Here is a 20156-nt window from a genome sequence, read left to right on the forward strand (position 1 = left end):
TCAACTGGCCGCGGCGACTGTCTCGGCAAGCCTTGCAAGCTCGGCTTGCGCGGCGGGATGCTCGTTGAACCAGGGTGGCAACGAGCGCAGCGCGATCTCGAGTGCCCTGCCGGCCTCGTCTTTGCGGCCGTGCAGGAGATGCCACTCACCGATGTAGAAATAGGCTTCAGCCTGTTCTGGAGCCGTTGCCGCCGCGTTCAACAGCTGCTGCGCCGTCGAACGCTCCATGAGAAGATCGAACACGGGCCAGGGCCACTGCCCCGCCGCCCAGTACGCCGCGAAAGAAGCGAGATCTGGCTTGGCGCGCCCCGGCAACCGAGCCAGCGACAGGTAACGAAACAGGGCCGCATAGGGCTCGAACTGGAGCGCGAGCGATCGTTCCATGTCAGCTGCCGCGGCTTCGAACCTGCCGCGGCAGAACTGAATATAGCCACGTCCCCGATGCATGACCGGGTCTTTGGGCGCGAGGCCGACTGCTGTCGTGCTCTGGGCGATCGCGCGATCCAGATCGCCCTTCACATGATGAAGGTACGCGAGCTCGCCATGAGCCGCCGCGAGCCTGGGCTCGAGCGCGAGAGCGCGCGTCTGGTCGTCAATGGCGCCGTCGAAGTCGCCGAGGAATTTGCGTGACACGCCGCGGGCGCCGTAGGTCTGCGCGTTGGGCTTGAGCTTGAGCGCGAGACCAAGATCCTCGATCGAGCTGGCGTAGCTGCCCATGCCCTGGAGCGCCACGCCGCGATTGTGGTAAGCGTAATGGTTGCGCGGATTGAGCTGAACCACCTTGCTGAAGTGGAAGATGGCGCCCGAGAAGTCCTCGATCGTCAGGCATCGCACGCCGCGCCAGTACTGCAGCATATGAGAGAACAGGCGCATCATGCGGGACCTCACGCGGGTGAATGCGAGGCCGCCTCCTGATGACCCCGGGCGGGGGTTGTATCACGCAAATTCCGGCGCCACACCCTGCTGCGCCTGCAGGCGCGCACGCTCGCTGTTGGGCCAGAGCAGCGCCAGACCCAGCAGGCCGGAGATCACCATGATGACAGCATTGATGGTGAAGCCGGACATGTAGCCTTCGAGCAGGCTGCCAGAGGCCTGGATCATCTTGCCCATCACGAGGGGCGCAACGATGCCGGCGAGCGTATAGAGCGCGCCGTAGATCGCCATGGCGGCGCCGCGCTGCGTGACCGGGGTGAACTCGCCGATCATCGGCGGGCAGACGACGTAGATCGAGCCGCACAATCCTGATCCGACCACGAGCAGCGCGATCTTTGCCGAAGCGGCGTCGACATGCGGCATCATCGCCATCAGCCCGCCGCCGATCACGAGCGGCGTCGCGCCGACCACGCCACGGGCCATGCGTGTGGAGACGCCACGCGCCATCAGCGTCTGCGACACAAAGCCCGTGGTCAGCACCACGCACGCGCCGAAGATCCAGGGCAGGATCGAGATGAAGCCGGCCTGCTGCTGCGAGAAGCCGAGGCCTTTCACCAGGAACGGCGTGAACCAGGTCAGCCCGAGCGACAGCGCCCAATAGGCGCCGAAGGTCGCGGCGACGCAGCCGACGAAGGTCCGCGACGTCAGCAGTTGCAGATAGGGAACGCGCCGCTCGCGCAAGCCGGCGAGCTCGACCTCCGCCAGCGGCCCTTCCTTGCCCAGCCACAGCCACGCCACGCTCCACATCAGCCCGACCACGCCGAGTGCGCCGAAGGCATAGTGCCAGCCGTGATTCACGATGATCCAGTTCAGCGCGGGCACGGCGAGGATGACGCCGAAGGCGGATCCCTGTGACAGGATCGCGGTCGGCATCGCCCGCTTCTCATCGGGGAACCATTTGTAGACCGCGTGAACGGCGACGGACGCCGCGGGACCTTCGCCGGCGCCGAGAATGATGCGGCAGATCAGCAGCGTGGTGAAGCCGACGGTGCCCACCATCGGGAATTGCGCGAGCGCCCAGATCAGCGCCAGCACCAGCAGCACCCAGCGCGTCGGCACCTTGTTGACGACGAAGCCGACGACGATCGCCGAGATCGAGAACAGGAAGAAGAAGGATGATCCAAGCAGGCCGAACTGCTCGGCGTTCAGATTGAGCTCGGTCATGATCGGCACGCCGGCGAGCCCGACCACGATCTTGTCGGCGAAGTTCACCAGCATGAACAGGAACAGCAGGAAGGTGATCTTCCAGGCGCCTTTCGGCGTCGCGCTTGCGCGGGATGTGCCCTTCAGCGTCGTTGGCGCGGCCATGGTCCTTCCCCATTCTGTCATGATCCGCCCCTGTCGTCCGGGCGTTTTGACGATGCTACCCACGAAGCGGCTTCGCAGGCAACCGGCTGGCGCGCTAAGTTATTGCTGCAACGCGGGAATCCGCCCTCTTGGGCTGCATCGCGATACCCTCGCAACCTGATTGCGCGCGGCCGGCATCACATCAGGGGCGTCATGAAGAACGAGCGCGTGATGTTCGCGCTGGCCCTTGTTATGTTGTGACGCAACAACCCCGATCATGCTCGTGCTCAGCGTCCGTCATCTCACCAAGTCCTATCGATCCGGCGGCGAGCCGATCCACGTCCTGCGTGGCGTCGACCTCGACGTCTCCTCCGGCGAGCGCGTCGCGCTGACCGGCGAATCCGGCTCCGGCAAGAGCACGCTGCTGCATCTCATCGCCGGGCTCGATGCCGCCGACAGCGGCGACATCCTGCTCGACGGCGTTTCGGTCGGGGCGCTCGACGATTCGGCACGCGCGGCGGTCCGGCGCGAGCGGCTCGGCCTCGTGTTCCAGCAGTTCAATCTGGTGCCGAGCCTGTCGGTTCAGGACAATCTCAGTTTCCAGGCGCGGCTGGCCGGTCGGCACGATCCGGCGTGGCACGCCGAGCTTGTCGAGCGGCTCGGGCTGAAGTCGCTGCTCAAGCGCTATCCGGAGCAACTGTCGGGCGGACAGCAGCAGCGCGTCGCGATCGGCCGCGCGCTGGCGGTCAAGCCGGCCCTGCTGCTCGCGGACGAGCCGACCGGCAATCTCGACGAGGACACCGCCGACGAGGTGATGGCGCTGACGCGCGACCTCGTCGCGCGCACCGGCTGCGGCTTCCTGATGGTGACGCACAGCGCGCGGCTCGCGGCGATGCTCGACCGCCGCGTCCACCTGCATGGCGGGCGCATCGCATGAGGCGCGCGCTGTGGATTCTCGCCGTGCTGCTCAGCCACTGGCGCCGGCATCCGATGCAGCTCGCGACCTTGCTGATCGGGCTGATCTCGGCGACCGCGCTGTGGAGCGGCGTGCAGGCGCTGAACCAGCAGGCGCGCAGCTCCTATGATCGCGCCGCGGCGATCTTCGGCGGCGCGCGCACGCCGATGCTGGTCGCGACCGACGGCAAGATGCTGCCGCAGAGCGTGTTCGCGGAATTGCGCCGCGCCCGCTGGCCGGTGTCGCCGGTGCTCGAGGGCCGCGTGCAGATCGACGGCCACTCGGTGCGGCTGCTCGGCATCGAGCCGTTCAGCATCCCCCGGGAGGTCGGCAATGCGCCGATGGTCGGGCGCAGCGAGCTCGAGGCCTTTCTCACACCGCCACATCGCACCTTGATCTCGCCGGAGACGCTGGCCGATCTCGGACTGAAAGACGGCACGGCGCCGCGGCTCAGCAACGACGCCCTGCTGCCACCCTTGATGGCGCAGCAGCAGCTCGCGCCCGGCGTGCTCGTGGTCGATATCAGCGACGCGCAGCGGCTGCTCGACAGGCCCGGCCAGATTTCGCGGCTGCTGGTCGGCAAGACGTCGGTCCAACGACCGCCGTTGCAGTCGTTCGCGGGCGGCCGGCTACAGCTCGTGCAGCCGGAGGCCGAGACCGACCTGGAGCGACTGACCGACAGCTTCCACCTCAACCTCACCGCCTTCGGCCTGCTGTCCTTCGTCGTCGGCCTGTTCATCGTCAATTCCGCCATCGGCCTCGCCTTCGAGCAGCGCCTGCCGGTGCTGCGCACCTTGCGCGCCTGCGGCGTGTCGGCGCGCCAGCTCAACGGCGTGCTGATCGGCGAGCTCATCGCCTTTGCCTTGGTGGCAGGGCTCGTCGGGCTGGTGTGCGGCTACGTCATCGCCGCCGCGCTGCTGCCGAACGTGGCGGCATCGCTGCGCGGCCTGTATGGAGCGCAGGTGCCGGGCGAGCTCAGCCTGCAGCCGGAATGGTGGTTTGCGGGCCTCCTCATCAGCATCGCCGGCGCGCTCGCAGCCGCGACGACCAGCCTGGTCAAATCGATGCGGCTGCCGATCCTCTCCACCGCGCAGCCCTATGCGTGGCAGGAGGCACAGCGGCGCTGGCTGCGCTTGCAGAGCGCGGTCGCGCTCGCCTTCTTCGTCGCCGCCGGCCTGTTGCTGTGGCTCGGGCAGTCGCTGCTGGCCGGCTTCGGCGTGCTCGCGGCGATGATGCTCGGCGCGGCGCTGCTGCTGCCCGCGATCCTGGAGCTGGTGCTGCGGCTCGGCGAGCGCGGCGCGCGCGCGGCGCTGGCGCAATGGTTCTGGGCCGACAGCCGCCAGCAGATCTCGGGCCTGTCGCTGGCGCTGATGGCGCTGCTGCTCGCGCTCGCCGTCAATGTCGGCGTCGCCACGATGGTCGAGACCTTCAGCCGCACCTTCCTGGTCTGGCTCGATGGCCGGCTCGCCGCCGACGTCTACGTCAGCGCCGCGGATGAAGCGCAGGCGCGCGACATCCAGACCTGGCTGCGCGCGCGGCCCGATGTCCAGGCCGTGCTGCCGGGCGGACGCGCCGAAACGCAGTTGGCGGGCGCGCCGATCGACATTCTCGGCCTGCCCGATCACGACACCTATCGCGACCATTGGCCGCTGCTGCAGGCCGGCGACAGCGCCTGGAAGCAGCTGGTGCGCGGCGACGCCGGCTTCGTCAGCGAGCAGTTGGCGCGCCGGCTCCATCTGTCTGTCGGTGACAGCATCGACCTCCCCGCATCCGGCGGCGACTGGCGCATCACGATCGCCGGCATCTATGCCGACTACGGCAATCCCAAGGGCCAGATCACGGTCAACGTCGCCGCGCTGACGCGCCGCTTCCCGGCGACGCCCATCACGCGCATGGCCGTGCGCGCAGCGCCGCCCGACGTGCCGGGACTGATCAGCGCGCTGACCGACAAATTCGGCCTGGACGGCCGCAACGTCATCGACCAGGCCACCGTGAAGCAGGAGTCGAAGCAGATCTTCAACCGCACTTTCGCGGTCACCGGCGCGCTCAACACCTTCACGCTGGGCGTCGCCGCGATCGCGCTGCTGACCAGCCTGCTGACCTTGGCGAACTCGCGGCTGCCGCAGCTCGCACCCTTATGGGCCATCGGGCTGACGCGGCGGCGGCTCGCCGAAGTCGAGCTGTTGAAGACGCTGTCGCTCGCCGGCCTGACCGCGCTGCTCGCGCTGCCGCTCGGGCTCGTCGTGGCGTGGTGCCTGATCGCGATCGTCAATGTCAAAGCGTTCGGCTGGCGGCTGCCGTTCGACGTGTTCCCGCTGCAGCTCATCCGGCTGCTAGTCGTCACGCTGGTCGCGGCGGTGATCGCCTCGTTGCTGCCGGTGCTGCGGCTGGCCCGGATGCAGCCGGCCGATCTGGTCAGGACCTTTACCATTGAGCGCTAGAACGACGATCACGCGGCGCGGCCTGATCGGCGGGCTCGGCCTGCTGGCCCTGCCGCGCCTCGCACATGCACAGGGCTTTGCGGGCCTGAGCGACAGCGCCGACGGCTTTGCGCCGGTGACGCCCGGACGAGCGTTCGGCTTCCCTGCGGATCACGGGCCGCACGACGATTTCCGCATCGAGTGGTGGTACGTCACCGCAAACCTCAGCGATAGCAGCGGCAAGGCCTATGGCCTGCAATGGACCCTGTTCCGCTCGGCGGCCCGGCCGGGACCGCAGGGCGAAGGTTTCGACAATCAGCAGCTCTGGATGGCGCATGCCGCGGTGACGCGTGCCGACAGTCACCTATCGACGGAAAAGTTCGCGCGCGGCGGCGTCGGTCAGGCCGGCGTCGAGGCCAAGCCGTTCCAGGCCTGGATCGATGACTGGCAGCTGCGCGGCACCGCCGCGACCGACGATCGATCGCTGGCGCCGCTCGACATGACGGCCGCCGGGCCGGACTTCTCCTACGCGCTGCATCTGGAGGCCGACCGTCCGGTGGTGCTGCAGGGCATCGGCGGCTACAGCCGCAAATCCGAGCGCGGCCAGGCGTCTTACTATTACAGCCAGCCGTTCTACCGCGCCCGCGGCCAGATCAATTTCGACGACACGCCGGTCGAGGTGACAGGCGTGGCCTGGCTCGACCGCGAATGGAGCAGCCAGCCGCTGGCCGCCGACCAGAGCGGCTGGGACTGGTTCGCGCTGCATTTCTCCGGCGGCGAGAAGCTAATGCTGTACCGGATGCGGCAGGGCAATGGCGACTACACGTCCGGCACCTGGATCACGGCGGACGGCGTCTCGCGCGCGCTCGGCCCCGGGGGCATCGTGATGACGCCAAAGGATATCGTTGCGATCGGTGAGCGCAGGCTGCCGGTCGGCTGGCGCGTCGAGATATCAGCGCTCGGCATCGCCATCGATACCGCGCCGCTCAACTCCAAGGCCTGGATGGGCACCCGCGTGCCCTATTGGGAGGGACCGATCAGCTTCAAGGGCAGCCACACCGGGGTGGGCTATCTCGAGCTGACGGGATATTAACAAGCCGTCATCAGGGGGAACCGCGCATGTATCACTTCACCGCACTCGTCACCGTGCTCGCGCTCATGCTGTATTTCTACATGGGGGTCCGCGTCGCGCAAGCGCGCGCCAGGTTCGGCGTCAAGGCGCCGGCCGTCACCGGCAATCTCGATTTCGAGCGCACCTATCGCGTGCAAGTGAACACGCTTGAATGGATGCCGATCTTCCTGCCGGCGCTGTGGCTGTTCGCGATCTATATCAGCGACCCGATCGCGGCCCTGATCGGCCTCGTCTGGATCGCGGGTCGCGCGATGTACATGGTGTCCTATGCGAAGGCCGCGGAGAAGCGCGGCCCCGGTTTCGGCGTGCAGGCGCTCGCCGCATCCGTACTCCTCGCCGGCGCGCTGATCGCCATCCTGTGGCGGATGCTGCACGGCTGATTGCTGCACCCATCGCCGTCGCCCCGGCTTTCGCCGCGACGGCGGCGATGGTGTGACGATCACTTCGTCAGCGGACAGCCGCTCTCCTTGGCGGTGAAGAACGCCTTGTCGCCGGGCACCGTGGCGAGCTGCTTGTAGTAGTCCCACGGCTTCTTCGATTCCGACGGCTTTTTGACCTCGAACAGGTACATGTCGTGGACCATGCGACCGTTGGCGAGCACCTTGCCCTGCGCGAAGGCGTCGTCGACCGGCAGCTCCTTCAGCTTGGCCGCCACCGCGTCGGAGTCCTTGGTTCCGGCGGCCTTCACCGCCTTCAGATAGGACAATGTCGCGGAATAGGTGCCGGCGTGGATCATGCTCGGCATCCGGCCGGTGCGCTTCATGAAGCGCTCGCTGAAGGCGCGGGACTTGTCGTCGCGATCCCAGTAGAAGCCTTCGGTGAGGATCAGGCCCTGCGCCGCCTCCAGCCCGAGACCATGCACCTCGGACAGGGTCATCAGCAGGCCGGCGAGCTTCTGCCCGCCCTTGACGATGCCGAACTCGGCCGCCTGCTTGATCGAGTTGGTGGTGTCGAGGCCGGCATTGGCAAGCCCGATGATCTTGGCCTTCGAGCTCTGCGCCTGCAGCAGGAAGGAGGAGAAGTCCGACGAGTTGAGCGGGATGCGCACCGAGCCCAGCACCTTGCCGCCCTTCGACGTCACGATGTCGCTGGTGTCCTTCTCCAGCGCATAGCCGAAGGCGTAGTCGGCGGTCATGAAGAACCAGGTATCGCCGCCGGATTCGACCAGCGCGCCGCCGGTGCCGACCGCGAGCGCGCGGGTGTCATAGGCCCAGTGGAAGCCGTAGGGCGTGCAGGCATCGCCCGATATGCGCGAGGTCGCGGCACCGACGACGATGTCGATCTTCTTCTTCTCCTTCGACAGATCCTGGATCGCCAGCGCGACCGAGGAGGTCGTCAGCTCGGTGATCATGTCGACACCCTCGGTGTCGTACCAGCGCCGCGCGATCGACGAGGCGAGATCGGGCTTGTTCTGATGGTCGGCGGTGACCAGCTCGACCTTCTGCCCCAGCACCTCGCCGCCGAAATCCTCGATCGCCATCTTGGCCGCTTCGACGGAATATTTGCCGCCGTAGTCGGCATAGACGCCGGACTGGTCATTGAGGATGCCGATCTTGACCTGCGCCGACGCCGGCGCCGCCGCCAGCAGCGCACCGACGGCCGCAAAAGCCAGCAAACCCGATTTCATATGGTCTCTCCCCGCATGTCTTGGTCTTGAGATGTCATTCGTTGGAATGCGCGCTCATGTTATGCCAGAACCCCGGCCACGCCCATCCCTTCCCGCCTCAGCCAATCGGCTGACAGCCATGTTGAGAGACGCAGGCTCCTCCGCTACATTCGCGTCCAAACAACGAGCCGTCCCGCCGGGATGGTGCGCAGGGAAGGAAACCGCCTGGACGCGTGAGGCAGCACCGTCTGCATCGCGTCGCCATGCCGAGGTGCCGCGGCAGGCGCCTTCCTCCCGCCTGCGCGCCGCGCCGCGGCGAGCTGCGCGCATCGGCAGGAGGACACATGTACACCGGCAAGCACGCCCGGCTGCGCCCATTGCAGCCTGCCTTCATCATGGCCTCGACCGGCGAGGCGGTGACCTATCGCGAGTTGGAGGCGCGCAGCAACCGGCTGGCGCATCTGTTCCGCCAACGCGGCCTGAAGCGGCTCGACCACTATTCGATCTTCATGGAGAACAACAGCCGCTATCTGGAGGCGTGCGGCGCCGGCGAGCGCTCCGGGCTGTATTTCACCTGCGTGAACTCCTACCTCACGCCCGGCGAGCTGGCCTACATCCTCAATAACAGCCGGTCGCGGCTTCTGATCACCTCCCTCGCCAAGCTCGACGTCGCGCGCGAGGCGCTGAAGCAGGCGCCCGACATCGAGCTCTGCATCGTCGCCGATGGCCGACGGGACGAACTTGGCGAGAGCGAGCGGATCGTCGGCCTCGCCGAGGCCACGGCCGGCCTGCCGGCGACGCCGATCGCCGACGAATGCGTCGGCACCGCGATGCTGTACTCCTCCGGCACCACGGGCCGGCCGAAGGGCATCCTGCGGCCGCTGCCCGAGCAGCCGCCGGTTCAGCAGCTTCCGATCTTCGACTTCCTGGAAAGACTGTGGCGCTACCGCGAAGGCATGATCTACCTGTCGCCGGCGCCGCTCTATCACTCCGCGCCGCAGGCCGCGGTCAACCTCACCATCCGCGTCGGCGGCACCGCCATCATCATGGAGACGTTCGACCCCGAGCGCTACCTGCAACTGGTCGAGCAATGGGGCATCACGCATACGCAATTGGTGCCGACGATGTTCTCGCGCATGTTGAAACTGCCGGAAGAGATCCGCACGCGCTATGATCTCTCCTCGCTCGAGGTCGCGATCCATGCCGCCGCGCCCTGCCCGGCACAGGTCAAGGAGGACATGATCAGATGGTGGGGGCCGATCATCCACGAATATTACGGCGCCACCGAAGGCCTCGGCTTCACCGCCTGCGACAGCGCGGAATGGCTCGCGCATCGCGGCACCGTCGGCAAGGTGCTGTTCGGCGACCTGCACATTCTCGATGAGACCATGCAGCCGTGCCCGACAGGAACGGCCGGCACGGTGTGGTTCAAGACGGGATCGCCGTTCGAGTACTTCAACGACCCCGAGCGCACCAAGGAGGCCCGTTCGGCCGACGGCAGCATGAGCACCGTGGGCGACGTCGGCTATGTCGATGCCGACGGCTATCTCTATCTCACCGACCGCGCCACCTTCATGATCATCTCCGGCGGCGTGAACATCTATCCGCAGGAATGCGAGAACCTGCTGATCACGCATCCGAAGGTCGCCGATGCCGCCGTATTCGGCGTGCCCAACCCCGATCTCGGCGAGGAGGTGAAGGCGGTGGTCCAGCCGATGTCGGGCATCATGCCTGGGCCCGAGCTGGAAGAGGAGCTGATCGCGTTCTGCCGGCAGTCGCTGTCGCGGCAGAAGGTGCCGCGCTCGATCGATTTCGAGAAGGAGCTGCCGCGGCTGCCGACCGGCAAGCTCTACAAGCGCCTGCTGCGCGACCGCTATTGGGGCAACAAGACGTCAAGGATCGTGTAGGGCGGCACGACCTCGGATTGATCCTGGTCAAGCGCGCGCGGTGCCGCGCAGCTATTCTCCGCCAATTGCGATCGCAGCACGAGACGACGACATGCGCGCTCATCAAATCATGACCAGATCCGTGATCGCGGTGACGCCCGGAACCCCGGTGGCCGAGGCAGCGCGGATCATGCTGCGCAACCACATCGGCGGGCTGCCTGTGGTCGACGCGTCCGGCACGCTCGTCGGCATGGTCACGGACGGTGATTTCCTGCGCCGCGCCGAGCTCGGCACCGAACGCAGGCAAGGCCGCTGGCTCGACCTCCTGGTCGGCCGCGGCCGCATCGGCGCCGACTTCGTCCATTCCCACGGCCGTACGGTTGGCGACATCATGAGCCAGCCTCCGGTCACGGTCAGCGTCGATGCCAGCCTGGCGGAGATCGCCGAGATCATGGAGAAGCGCAACATCAAGCGTCTCCCTGTGATGAGTGGCGACCGGCTGGCCGGCGTGGTGACCCATACGGATTTCCTGCAAACCGTGGCCGACCTCGCCACTGCCGTTCCAGGCCCCACCCCTGACGATGACGGGATCCGCAACGCCATCCTCGATTCACTCGACCAGGCCGCCTGCAAGCATTGCCGCTTCAACGTCGTCGTCCGCAACGGTATCGCGCATCTCACGGGCGCGGTGCGCAGCGAGAAGGAGCGGGCCACGGCGATCGTGGCGGCCAAGAGCGTCCAGGGCGTCAGGAACGTGCGCGACCACATGTGGGTCTATCCGCCGCCAGAGGACGAGTTCGGCGGCGGTGACATCGTCTCGCTGCAGGACCAGCCGTCGACCGACGACGACCAGCCGCTGTGAGGAGAGCCGGGCGTGCGACGTGCCTCCGTACCATCGCTGCTGCTGCTGGTCCTGCTGTCCGCCCCGGCGGCCGCCGAGGATCTCGATCACGGCCGCCAGCTCGCCGAGCGCTGGTGCGCCGCCTGCCACGCCGTGGCCACAGAGCCGACCAAGTTCCGGCGCGCCCGGCCGTTCGTCGCCATCGCGGCCAGGGATGACGTGACGAAGGAGATGCTGGCCAAGTTCCTCCTGCTTCCCCACGCGACGATGGCCAACAATCCGCTCAGTGCGAATGATGCGGCCGATCTGGCAGGCTACATCCTCAGCCTGAGGAAGTAGTTGATACGACATTCGCCAATGGGTTGAGCCCCCCCCCCGGTCGGCGGCGTCCGGATGCAAGCGGACCCTGGCGCCGAACGTTCGGCGGCAATTTAGCAGAATCCCTGGAACAAAACGCCCATGCCTGCGTTCTCTGTGTTCGCCGTCGTGAGCTGGAGCACGTCGCACGGCCCCAAGGGGGTCTGCCGACGGCAAATCGTCCTGTCCTCGTTGCCGGAAAAACCAACAACAAGCAGCGATCGAGATAGCCCTTGCATTTGTACACAAACAAGTTGGTAATCCGGTGCACGGCGTCTTCTCTGCCGACCTGTTAGCAAGGAGCCTGCGACGTGCACGGAATGCCCGGCGCCTCCCCCGTCCCACGCGTAACCGACGACGATACGGCCTATCTGGCGGCGATCGTGGAGTCCTCGGCCGACGCCATTATCGGCACCACCGCCGACGGCGTCATCCGCAGTTGGAACGCGGCCAGCGAACGGATGCTGGGGTTCACCGCGGCTGAAATGATCGGCAGATCCGTCTCCGAGATCATCCCCCCCGAGCTGGCGGAAGAAGCGAGCGCCTTGCGCGCCAGGGTCAACGCGGGCGAAGCGATCGAGAGCTTCGAGACCGTCCGGCTGACCAAGCAGGGACGCCCGATCGAGGTCTCCATCACGTTTTCACCGATCCGCAGCAGCACCGGCGTGATTGTCGGCATCTCCAAAGTCATCCGCGATGTCACGCTGTCGAAGAAGACCGAGCGTGCGGCGGCGATGCTCGCGGCCATCGTCGCCTCGTCCTCGGACGGCGTCGTCAGCAAGACGCTGGACGGCACGATCACCAGCTGGAACAAGAGCGCCGAACGCATCTTCGGCTTCTCGGAAGGCGAGATGATCAACCGCTCGATCCGCACGATCATCCCGCAGGAGCGCCAGGCCGAGGAGGACCGGATCCTCGCCACCGTCCTATCCGGCGCGATCATCGACAATTTCGAGACCATCCGGCTGCGCAAGGATGGGGCGCTCATCGACGTGTCGGTGACGGTCTCGCCGGTCCGGGACTCCAGCGGCCGCATCATCGGCGCCTCCAAGATCGTGCGTGACATCACCGACAAGCGCCAGACAAGGGAGCAGTTGCGCACCTTGCTGGCCGAGGTGAACCACCGCAGCAAGAACCTGCTGTCGCTGGTGCAGGCGATCGCCCGGCAGATGACCCGTCACGGCCGCCAGCTCGACCTCAACCGCTTTCTGGAGCGCCTGCAGGCGATCGCGAGCAATCAGGATCTCCTGATCCAGAACGATTGGCGTTTCATTCCACTCGGCGGCCTGGTCCGCTCGCAGCTCGGGGCGTTCAGCGACTTGATCGGCGACCGCATCGCGATCGACGGGCCGCCGATCGAGCTGACGCCGGAGGCCGCGCAGTCGATCGGCATGGCAGTCCACGAGCTCGCCACCAACGCCGCCAAATATGGTGCACTGTCGAACGACGAGGGACGGATCGCGGTCCGCTGGACGCGCATCGACGACAGCTTCGACATGACCTGGGTCGAAAGCGGCGGACCTGAGGTCGCGCCGCCGGAGCACACCGGCTTCGGCAGCCGGGTGATTTCCGATCTGGTACGCGCCGGCCTGGATGGAACGGTCGAGGTCGAGTTCCTGCCGACCGGACTACGCTGGCACCTGAGGTGCCCCCTGCAACGCCTCTGCCGCGACCGTCATCATGCGCGACAGTGAGAAGACTCATCTCCTGATCGTCGAGGACGATCCCATGATCGGCTTCGACCTCGCGGTCGAGCTCGAAGCCGCCGGATTCACGGTCGTCGGCGTGGCGGCGACCGTGCACAAAGCCCTCCATCTGCTGGAGCGGAATCACTGCGATCTCGCCGTGCTCGACGTCAATCTCGGGCAGGAAACATCGGCGCCGATCGCGCGCGCTTTGGTCGCGGCCGGCGTGCCCTTCGTCGCCGTCACCGGCTATTCCGTCGATCAATGCCCGGAAGAATTCGCCACGGCACCGCTGCTGTCGAAGCCGTTCCAGACGTCGCGGCTGGTAGCCGCACTGAAGCGGCAATTGCATCAGTGAAGTCTGTTGCAGCGGGAGACGACCTTCCGCGTGACGTGGCTGCAGCGGTTGCATCTTCGAGACAAGCCGACCTCTCCCCGCAACTGCCAGCGCAATCGCTTGTGGCGGTCTCCGTCTTTCGACCGTCTGTTTCCACGTCGTCATGGCCGGGCTTGTCCCGGCCATCCACATCGACGTCGCGCCCTGAAAGGACGCAGGCAGGCAACTCACGCCCACCTGCCCGACGGTCAGGCCGCAATCTCCGCCACGATCCGCCCCGTCGTCACCTGGTCGCCCTCGGCGACCTCGATCGCGGTCACCGTTCCGGCGATGCCGGCGGTGTGGACGTGCTCCATCTTCATCGCCTCGAGCGTCACCACCGGCTGTCCCACAGCCACGCTGTCGCCCGGCTTCACCAGCACCGCGACCACACGACCATTCAACGCCGCGCGAACCCTGCCATCACCGCCGCCAGCGGCTGAGGATTGCGGCCTCGCCAACGTCACGTCGCGCAGCGCCAGCGTCTGGTCGCGATGCTGGACGAACAGCCGATCGTTGTCGCGGACGAAGCGGGCGCTCTCGACGATCTCGGCGTGACGAACGCGGATCGCATCATCCGTGAGCGACACGATCTCGAAGCGATGCTCTGCATCGCCACGCGTCACGCGATAGATTCCGTCACGCTCGCGCAGCAGCTCGCACTCGGCCACCTCACCGGCGATCTCGAACCGGAGCGGCGTCGCGAAGGCTGCCGCGAGCGAGCGGCCGCGGCGGACGGGATGCGCGAGCGGATGGCTGACGGAGAGCAGCAACGCACCCAGCGCGAGGTCTGCCGCTTCGACCGCCGGCGCACGCAGCTCGTCACGATGCGCCGCGATGAATGCGGTGGTCGCCTTGCCCGCGGAGAAGGCCGGATGCCGCAGGCAGGACATGAGGAAGGCCCGGTTGGTCGGGACGCCCAAGGCAACGGCCTGCTCCAATCCGGCGATCAGTCTTGCGCGCGCCTCCTCACGAGTCGCAGCATGGCTGATCAGCTTGGCGATCATCGAATCGTAATGGGGCGGGATGTCGGCGCCGGACTCCAGCGCATGCTCGACCCGGATCGTCCCGGGCATCTGCCACAGCGTCATCCGCCCGGACTGCGGCATGAAGTCGTGCGCCGCATCCTCGGAGCACAGTCGCACCTCGATCGCGTGCCCCGAGAAGCTGACCTGCTCCTGGCGCAACGGCAGGGGCTCGCCGGCGGCGATGCGCAATTGCCATTCGACGAGATCGAGTCCCGTCAGTGCCTCTGTCACGGGATGCTCGACCTGCAGCCGCGTGTTCATCTCCATGAAGTAGAATTGGCCGTCGCCGTCGAGCAGGAATTCCAGGGTGCCCGCGCCCTCATAGCCGAGCGCCTTCACCGCCTGCACCGCCACGGCGCCCATGCGCGCGCGCAGCTCCGGCCCGACCGCGGGCGACGGCGCCTCCTCGATCAGCTTCTGGTGCCGGCGCTGCACCGAACAGTCGCGCTCGCCGAGATGGATGGCATTGCCGTGCCGATCGCCGAACACCTGGATCTCGATGTGGCGCGGATTGGCGATCGCCTTCTCCAGGATGACGGTGCCGTCACCAAACGCGGCGGCCGCTTCGGAGCGCGCACTGCGCAGCAAATCGGGGAACGCGCCGGCGTCTGCCACGAGCCGCATGCCGCGGCCGCCGCCACCGGCGACGGCCTTGATCATTACCGGGAAACCAATGCGGCGCGCCTCGCGCAGCATTGCGTCGTCGCCCTGGTCCTCCCCCTGATAGCCGGGTACGCAGGGCACACCGGCGCAACTCATGATCACCTTGGCGCCGGCCTTGTTGCCCATCGCCTTGATCGCCTCGGGCGATGGCCCGATGAACACCAGACCGGCCTCCTTGCACGCTTGCGCAAAATCCTCGTTCTCGGCGAGGAAGCCATAACCGGGATGCACGGCATCCGCGCCCGTCGCCTTTGCCGCGGCGATGATCGCTGCGATGTTGAGATAGGACTGTGCCGGCGGCGGCGCGCCGATGCGGACCGCCTGATCGGCGAGCCGGACATGCGGCGCCTCAAAATCTGCATCGGAATAGACTGCGACCACGCCGTAGCCGAGCCGGCGCGCGGTGCGCATGATCCGCAAGCCGATCTCACCGCGGTTGGCGATCAGCACCTTGTGGAACGGCCTGCGTTGCATTCCCGTCATCTCTCCGCTCATGGCCTGGACACCGAGAACTGCATGCGCTGCGGCTGCCGCGCCTCCGCCTCGCGGCAGATCGCCAGCACCTCCGACAGCACCGCGCGGGTGTCGCGCGGATCGATCACGCCGTCGTCGAGCACGCGCGCCGAAGTCGCAAACACGTCCATCTGGCTGTCGAACACGCCGATGATCTGCGCCTTCATGGCGTCGAGCTTCTCGCGTTCCACCGGCTTGCCGCGGCGCGCCGCGGCCGCTTCGGTCACGATCGCCATCGTCTCCGCCGCCTGCTCACCACCCATCACTGCGGTCTTGGCGTTGGGCCAGGAGAAGCAGAAGCGCGGGTGGAATCCACGGCCGCACATGCCGTAATTGCCCGCCCCGAACGAGGCCCCGCAATAGATCGTGATCTGCGGCACGGTCGCCGACGTCACCGCCTGGATCATCTTGGAGCCGTGCTTGATCATGCCGGCCTCCTCATAGGCGCGGCCGACCATGTAGCCTGTGGTGTTGTTGAGATACAGGATCGGTGTGCGCGTCTGGCAGCAGGCCTGGATGAAGTGCGTCGCCTTGTTGGCGCCCGCCGGATCGAGCGGGCCATTGTTGGTGACGATGCCGATCGCCTGGCCCTCGATGTGGGCATGGCCACACACCGTCGCAGGCCCGTAGTTCGGCGCCATCTCGACGAAGTCACTGTCGTCGACGATGCGCGCAATGACCTGGCGCATGTCGACGGGGCGCTTGTGGTCGAGCGCCATGATGCCGAGCAGCTCCTCCTGATCGTAGCGCGGCGGCTGTACCGGCGACGACTCCCGCGACGGCCGGTCCCAGTTGAGCTTGCCCATGATCTCGCGCGCGATGCGCAGCGCGTCGCGATCGTCCTCGGCGAGATAGTCGCCGAGCCCGGAGATCGAGGTGTGCATCTCGGCGCCGCCGAGCTCCTCCTCGGTGGCGATCTCGCCGGTCGCGGCCTTCAACAGCGGCGGCCCGGCGAGGAAGGCACGGGTGCGCCCGCGCACCATCACGATGTAGTCGGACAATCCGGTCTGATAGGCGCCGCCCGCGGTCGACGAACCATGCGTCACGGTGACGACCGGGAGGCCCGCCGCCGATAGCCGCGCCAGGTTGCGAAAGATGTTGCCGCCGCGGACGAAATCCTCGACGCGGTAGCGCAGCAGGTTGGCACCGGCACTCTCGACCAGTTGCACGTAGGGCAGCTTGTTCTCCAGCGCCAGCTCCTGCACGCGCAGGGTCTTGTCGAGGCCGTAAGGCTGCAGCGCGCCGGCATCGATGCCGGCGTCGTTCGCCGAGACCATGCAGCGCACGCCGGACACGAAGCCGATGCCGGCGACGACGCCGCCGCCCGGCACACTCTTGGCCGGGTCCGGCGTATCGAACATGTAGCCGGCAAGCGTCGATAGCTCCAGGAACGGCGCGCCGGGATCGAGCACCAAGGCGACGCGCTCGCGCGGCAACAACTGGCCGCGCTGATGGAAGCGCTCCTTTGCCGCCGCCGAGGCATTGCGCGTGCGCGCCTCCAGATCGCGCATCCGCGCGATCAGGTCGAGCATGCCGTCACGGTTGGCCTGGAAGGCCGCGCCGGCGGGAGAGATGGTGTTGTCGATCACTGCCACGAACGAGGTTCTCTCTTTTGGCCGTCATTCCGGGGCGCGCGGAGCGCGAGCCCGGAATCCATACTCCCGATGGTGGTTATGGATTCCGGGCCTGGCCCTTCGGGCCATCCCGGAATGACGGCGGAAGTCGTTGATACGGCTCACGCGCTCTTCGCGAAATGCTCGCCGTAGGCCTGGCGCAGCTCGACCTTGCGCAGCTTGCCGGTAGCCGTCATCGGCATCTCCTCGAGCACCCGCACCAGCTTCGGCACCTGGAAGCCGCCAAGCGACTTGCGGCAGTGCTCGAGCAGCTCGGTCTCACTGGCCTGCGCGCCGGGCTTGAGCTTGACGAAGGCCGAGACGGCCTCGCCCCATTGCGGATGCGGCAGGCCGACGACGGCGGCATTCTGCACCGCCGGATGCGCCAGCAGGGTCTCCTCGATCTTGACCGAGGCGACGTTCTCGCCGCCGGACTTGATCATGTCCTTCTTGCGATCGAGGAACAGCACCTCGCCCTTGTCGATGACCGCGAGGTCGCCGGTGTGGTGCCAGCCGAACTTGCGGGCGTCCTCGGTCGATTTCGGATCCTTGTAGTAGCCCAGCATCACGTTGGGCCCGCGATGCACCAGCTCGCCGATCTCGCCGGGCGGCAGCAGATTTCCGGCATCGTCCATGATGGCGGTCTCGTTGACGAACAGCGACTCGCCCCAGTAGTTGCCGAAGCGGTCGAGCTGGACCTCGGGCCGCGACATCGTCGTCGCCGGATACATCTCGGTCTGACCGCTGGTCAGCGCGAAGTTCGGACACAGCTCCTTGATCGCGCGCTCCAGCAGCGGCCGGCCCATCGGCGCCATGGTGTAGAGGCAGGTGCGCAGATGCGAAAGATCGAACTCCTTCCGCCGCGGATGATCGAGGATGGCTTGGTACATCAGCGGCAGACCGACGAACACGGTCAGCCGATCGCGTACGATCGCCTCCATGCAGGCGACCGGGTCGAAGCCGCGCATCAGCGCCATGCGGCCGCCGACCGAGAGATAGCTGAGCAGCAGCACGTGACCGGCACAGTGGAACAGCGGGAACTGCCCGGTGATGCCGTCGTCGCGCGAGAGCTGCATCTCGATGCAGTTGCTCATGACGGCCATCACCACGGCGAGGTGACAGTGCATCGCGCCCTTCGGCCGCGACGTCGTGCCCGACGTGTAGATGATCATCGCGAGATCGCGATCGTTGATCTCGATCTCGGGCTCGACGTCCGAATGCCCCTGGATGAGGTCGGTGAAGCTGGCGAGCCCCGAGGTCCTCGCCGTGCCGGTGAGATCGACGGCGACCAGCTCGACGCCGCGCTGTTCCAGCGCCGCCCGCCGCTCCGGCTGCGCAAACAGATTGTCATCGACGAGCGCGAAGCGCACCTCGGCATGGCCGAGGATGTAATCCATGTCGGCGGGCCCGAGCATCGTATTGATCGGCACCCAGACGAGACCGGCGCGATGGATGCCGAACAGCGCTTTGACGAACTCGATCGAGTTGTTGCAGACGGTCGAGATCTTCTCGCCCGGCTTCAGCCCCTTGGCGACGAGATGGTTCGCAAACCGATTGGCATCGCGCTCGAGCTCGGTGAACGTCACCTGACGGGCGCCATCGGTGATCGCCACCCGCTCGGGAAAGCGGCGCGCCGCGCGCTTCAGGAGGTCGCCGATCGCAACCCGGCCGATGCGGCCGGGACCGGACACGCCGCCGGTGGCGTCGAGATTGGTCATTGGTCTGTTCCCTCCCCATTCACGTCATTGCGAGGAGCCGAAGGCGACGAAGCAATCCAGGGCGTCATGCAGAACTCTGGATTGCGTCGCTGCGCTCGCAATGACGGCGTCTGCCTGCGTCAGTTCACCGTGCCGAACATCTGCCGCGCCTCGTCCGGGCTTGCGATCTCGCGGCCGGCGCGCCGCGCGCACGCCGCGATGGCCTCGATCAGCTGGCCGTTCGAGGTCACCTTGGTGCCGTCGGCGAGATAGAACGTGTCTTCCAGCCCGGTGCGGAGATGGCCGCCGAGCTCGGCGCAGCGCTGGTGCAGCGGCCAGATCTCCGCCCGGCCAATCGCCGTGACTTGCCAGTGCGCTTCCTGCAGCTTCAGCTTGAGCAGGATCGGCAGCAGCTCGGGATCGGCCGGCATGCCGGAGGCGACGCCCATCACGAAGTTGTATTCGAGCGGGCCGTCATACATGCCGGCCTGGCGATACATGCCGACGCAGCGGACGATGCCGACATCGAAGCATTCGAATTCCGGGATCGTGTGCGCGTCCTTCATCGCGGCGAGATAGTCCTGGATCTTCTCGACCGAGTTGTCGAACATCATCGGCGGCCAGGCCCAATTGTTGTCGGCCTTGACCTTCAGATAGTTCAGCGAGCCGGCATTGCAGGCCGCGATCTCCGGCCGGGTCTGCCGGATGCAGTCGAGCGCGCCTTGATAGTTCGGTCCGGACACGCCCGAGGTGTGATTGATGATCACGCCGGGACAGGCCTCCCGGATCGCCTGCTGGATCTCGCGGGAGACGTCGACGTCCCAGGACGGCAGATGCCCCTTGCCCGGCGCCTGCTGGCGCAGATGGATGTGCATGATCGCAGCACCCGCGTCATAGGCGCGCCGCGCCTCGCGCGCCATCTCCTCGGGCGTGACCGGCACATGGTGCTGCCTGGGATCGGTGAGCACGCCGTTCAGCGCGCAGGTGATGACGGCTTTGTCGCTCATGGCACTCGTTCGATGGGCTGCGCGCAGGCGGCGCTGTGCTGACAGGGTCCGTATATGACGGCCGCACGCCGGGATCTGCTTGCGTTGACTCGCTGGTGACATGCGGCGCAACCGGATATTGCTTTGCATCAAGTCCGCGGCCGGAAACGGCGCTAAG

General features: G+C 66.8%; 16 protein-coding genes. 9 read left to right on the plus strand and 7 right to left on the minus strand.

Annotated elements, in window-relative coordinates; translation table 11 throughout:
• Together QW887_RS23915 and QW887_RS23920 are read right to left on the minus strand one after the other, a co-directional pair.
• Positions 1–876, minus strand: coding sequence for a tetratricopeptide repeat protein (locus QW887_RS23915; protein ID WP_316187890.1), 876 nt, complete (start codon positions 874–876; stop codon positions 1–3).
• Positions 877–936: 60 nt separating this feature from the next.
• A complete protein-coding gene (locus tag QW887_RS23920) occupies positions 937–2241 on the minus strand; it encodes an MFS transporter (RefSeq protein ID WP_315717076.1) in 1305 nt (434 codons plus the stop codon).
• A gap of 256 nt (positions 2242–2497) precedes the next feature.
• Here QW887_RS23920 and QW887_RS23925 point away from each other — a divergent pair, with 256 nt between their 5' ends.
• Genes QW887_RS23925 through QW887_RS23940 form a run of 4 tightly spaced genes read left to right on the plus strand, consistent with a single transcriptional unit; the run spans position 2498 to position 7107 of the window.
• Positions 2498–3157: an ABC transporter ATP-binding protein gene (locus tag QW887_RS23925; RefSeq protein WP_316187891.1), complete on the plus strand. Its 660-nt coding sequence runs from the start codon at positions 2498–2500 to the stop codon at positions 3155–3157.
• Positions 3154–5616, plus strand: coding sequence for an ABC transporter permease (locus tag QW887_RS23930; protein WP_316187892.1), 2463 nt, complete (start codon positions 3154–3156; stop codon positions 5614–5616). The genes QW887_RS23925 and QW887_RS23930 overlap by 4 nt, the downstream gene beginning before the upstream one ends.
• A complete protein-coding gene (locus QW887_RS23935; RefSeq protein ID WP_316195097.1) occupies positions 5606–6688 on the plus strand; it encodes a lipocalin-like domain-containing protein in 1083 nt (360 codons plus the stop codon). Before QW887_RS23930 ends, QW887_RS23935 begins: the two co-directional genes overlap by 11 nt.
• Positions 6689–6714: 26 nt before the next feature.
• Positions 6715–7107: an MAPEG family protein gene (locus tag QW887_RS23940; RefSeq protein ID WP_315827924.1), complete on the plus strand. Its 393-nt coding sequence runs from the start codon at positions 6715–6717 to the stop codon at positions 7105–7107.
• A gap of 59 nt (positions 7108–7166) precedes the next feature.
• Here QW887_RS23940 and QW887_RS23945 read toward each other — a convergent pair whose 3' ends face one another.
• The gene (locus QW887_RS23945; RefSeq protein ID WP_315717071.1) at positions 7167–8354 is read right to left on the minus strand and encodes an ABC transporter substrate-binding protein; all 1188 of its coding nucleotides are present in this window, start codon (positions 8352–8354) and stop codon (positions 7167–7169) included.
• 323 nt (positions 8355–8677) lie between these two features.
• Between QW887_RS23945 and QW887_RS23950 the strand changes: the two genes are divergently transcribed.
• The 5 genes from QW887_RS23950 to QW887_RS23970 all read left to right on the plus strand — a co-directional run bounded on the left by QW887_RS23950 (position 8678) and on the right by QW887_RS23970 (position 13460).
• A complete protein-coding gene (locus QW887_RS23950; protein ID WP_316165644.1) occupies positions 8678–10240 on the plus strand; it encodes an AMP-binding protein in 1563 nt (520 codons plus the stop codon).
• A 91-nt stretch (positions 10241–10331) separates the two neighbouring features.
• Complete coding sequence (locus QW887_RS23955; RefSeq protein ID WP_316165645.1) at positions 10332–11081, plus strand: CBS domain-containing protein; 750 nt, start codon at positions 10332–10334, stop codon at positions 11079–11081.
• Between the two features lie 12 nt (positions 11082–11093).
• The gene (locus QW887_RS23960; RefSeq protein WP_315717067.1) at positions 11094–11399 is read left to right on the plus strand and encodes a cytochrome c; all 306 of its coding nucleotides are present in this window, start codon (positions 11094–11096) and stop codon (positions 11397–11399) included.
• Positions 11400–11728: 329 nt separating this feature from the next.
• The gene (locus tag QW887_RS23965; protein WP_316195099.1) at positions 11729–13111 is read left to right on the plus strand and encodes a PAS domain S-box protein; all 1383 of its coding nucleotides are present in this window, start codon (positions 11729–11731) and stop codon (positions 13109–13111) included.
• A complete protein-coding gene (locus tag QW887_RS23970) occupies positions 13098–13460 on the plus strand; it encodes a response regulator (RefSeq protein WP_315717065.1) in 363 nt (120 codons plus the stop codon). Before QW887_RS23965 ends, QW887_RS23970 begins: the two co-directional genes overlap by 14 nt.
• 227 nt (positions 13461–13687) lie before the next feature.
• Here QW887_RS23970 and QW887_RS23975 read toward each other — a convergent pair whose 3' ends face one another.
• From QW887_RS23975 to QW887_RS23990, 4 genes are all read right to left on the minus strand, one after another.
• A complete protein-coding gene (locus QW887_RS23975; RefSeq protein ID WP_316195167.1) occupies positions 13688–15643 on the minus strand; it encodes an acetyl-CoA carboxylase biotin carboxylase subunit in 1956 nt (651 codons plus the stop codon).
• A 17-nt stretch (positions 15644–15660) separates the two neighbouring features.
• Entirely contained in the window at positions 15661–17277 is a 1617-nt protein-coding gene (locus QW887_RS23980; RefSeq protein ID WP_316195101.1) for an acyl-CoA carboxylase subunit beta, read from the minus strand.
• Between the two features lie 140 nt (positions 17278–17417).
• Positions 17418–19013 carry an AMP-binding protein gene (locus QW887_RS23985; RefSeq protein ID WP_316195103.1) on the minus strand — a complete coding sequence of 532 codons (1596 nt, stop codon included), beginning with the start codon at positions 19011–19013 and terminating at the stop codon, positions 17418–17420.
• A 119-nt stretch (positions 19014–19132) separates the two neighbouring features.
• Positions 19133–19999, minus strand: coding sequence for a 3-keto-5-aminohexanoate cleavage protein (locus tag QW887_RS23990; protein ID WP_316195105.1), 867 nt, complete (start codon positions 19997–19999; stop codon positions 19133–19135).
• Positions 20000–20156 lie beyond the last annotated feature (157 nt).

It is taken from the genome of Bradyrhizobium sp. SZCCHNRI3052 (assembly GCF_032484895.1).
Classification (GTDB): domain Bacteria; phylum Pseudomonadota; class Alphaproteobacteria; order Rhizobiales; family Xanthobacteraceae; genus Bradyrhizobium.

Excerpts from the sequence above, each read along its gene's own strand:
- QW887_RS23945 (WP_315717071.1), bottom strand. The coding sequence starts at position 8,354 with ATGAAATCGGGTTTGCTGGCTTTTGCGGCCGTCGGTGCGCTGCTGGCG.
- QW887_RS23955 (WP_316165645.1), top strand. The coding sequence starts at position 10,332 with ATGCGCGCTCATCAAATCATGACCAGATCCGTGATCGCGGTGACGCCC.
- QW887_RS23985 (WP_316195103.1), bottom strand. The coding sequence starts at position 19,013 with ATGACCAATCTCGACGCCACCGGCGGCGTGTCCGGTCCCGGCCGCATC.
- QW887_RS23925 (WP_316187891.1), top strand. The coding sequence starts at position 2,498 with ATGCTCGTGCTCAGCGTCCGTCATCTCACCAAGTCCTATCGATCCGGC.
- QW887_RS23975 (WP_316195167.1), bottom strand. The coding sequence starts at position 15,643 with ATGCAACGCAGGCCGTTCCACAAGGTGCTGATCGCCAACCGCGGTGAG.
- QW887_RS23990 (WP_316195105.1), bottom strand. The coding sequence starts at position 19,999 with ATGAGCGACAAAGCCGTCATCACCTGCGCGCTGAACGGCGTGCTCACC.
- QW887_RS23940 (WP_315827924.1), top strand. The coding sequence starts at position 6,715 with ATGTATCACTTCACCGCACTCGTCACCGTGCTCGCGCTCATGCTGTAT.
- QW887_RS23930 (WP_316187892.1), top strand. The coding sequence starts at position 3,154 with ATGAGGCGCGCGCTGTGGATTCTCGCCGTGCTGCTCAGCCACTGGCGC.
- QW887_RS23915 (WP_316187890.1), bottom strand. The coding sequence starts at position 876 with ATGATGCGCCTGTTCTCTCATATGCTGCAGTACTGGCGCGGCGTGCGA.
- QW887_RS23920 (WP_315717076.1), bottom strand. The coding sequence starts at position 2,241 with ATGGCCGCGCCAACGACGCTGAAGGGCACATCCCGCGCAAGCGCGACG.
- QW887_RS23970 (WP_315717065.1), top strand. The coding sequence starts at position 13,098 with ATGCGCGACAGTGAGAAGACTCATCTCCTGATCGTCGAGGACGATCCC.
- QW887_RS23950 (WP_316165644.1), top strand. The coding sequence starts at position 8,678 with ATGTACACCGGCAAGCACGCCCGGCTGCGCCCATTGCAGCCTGCCTTC.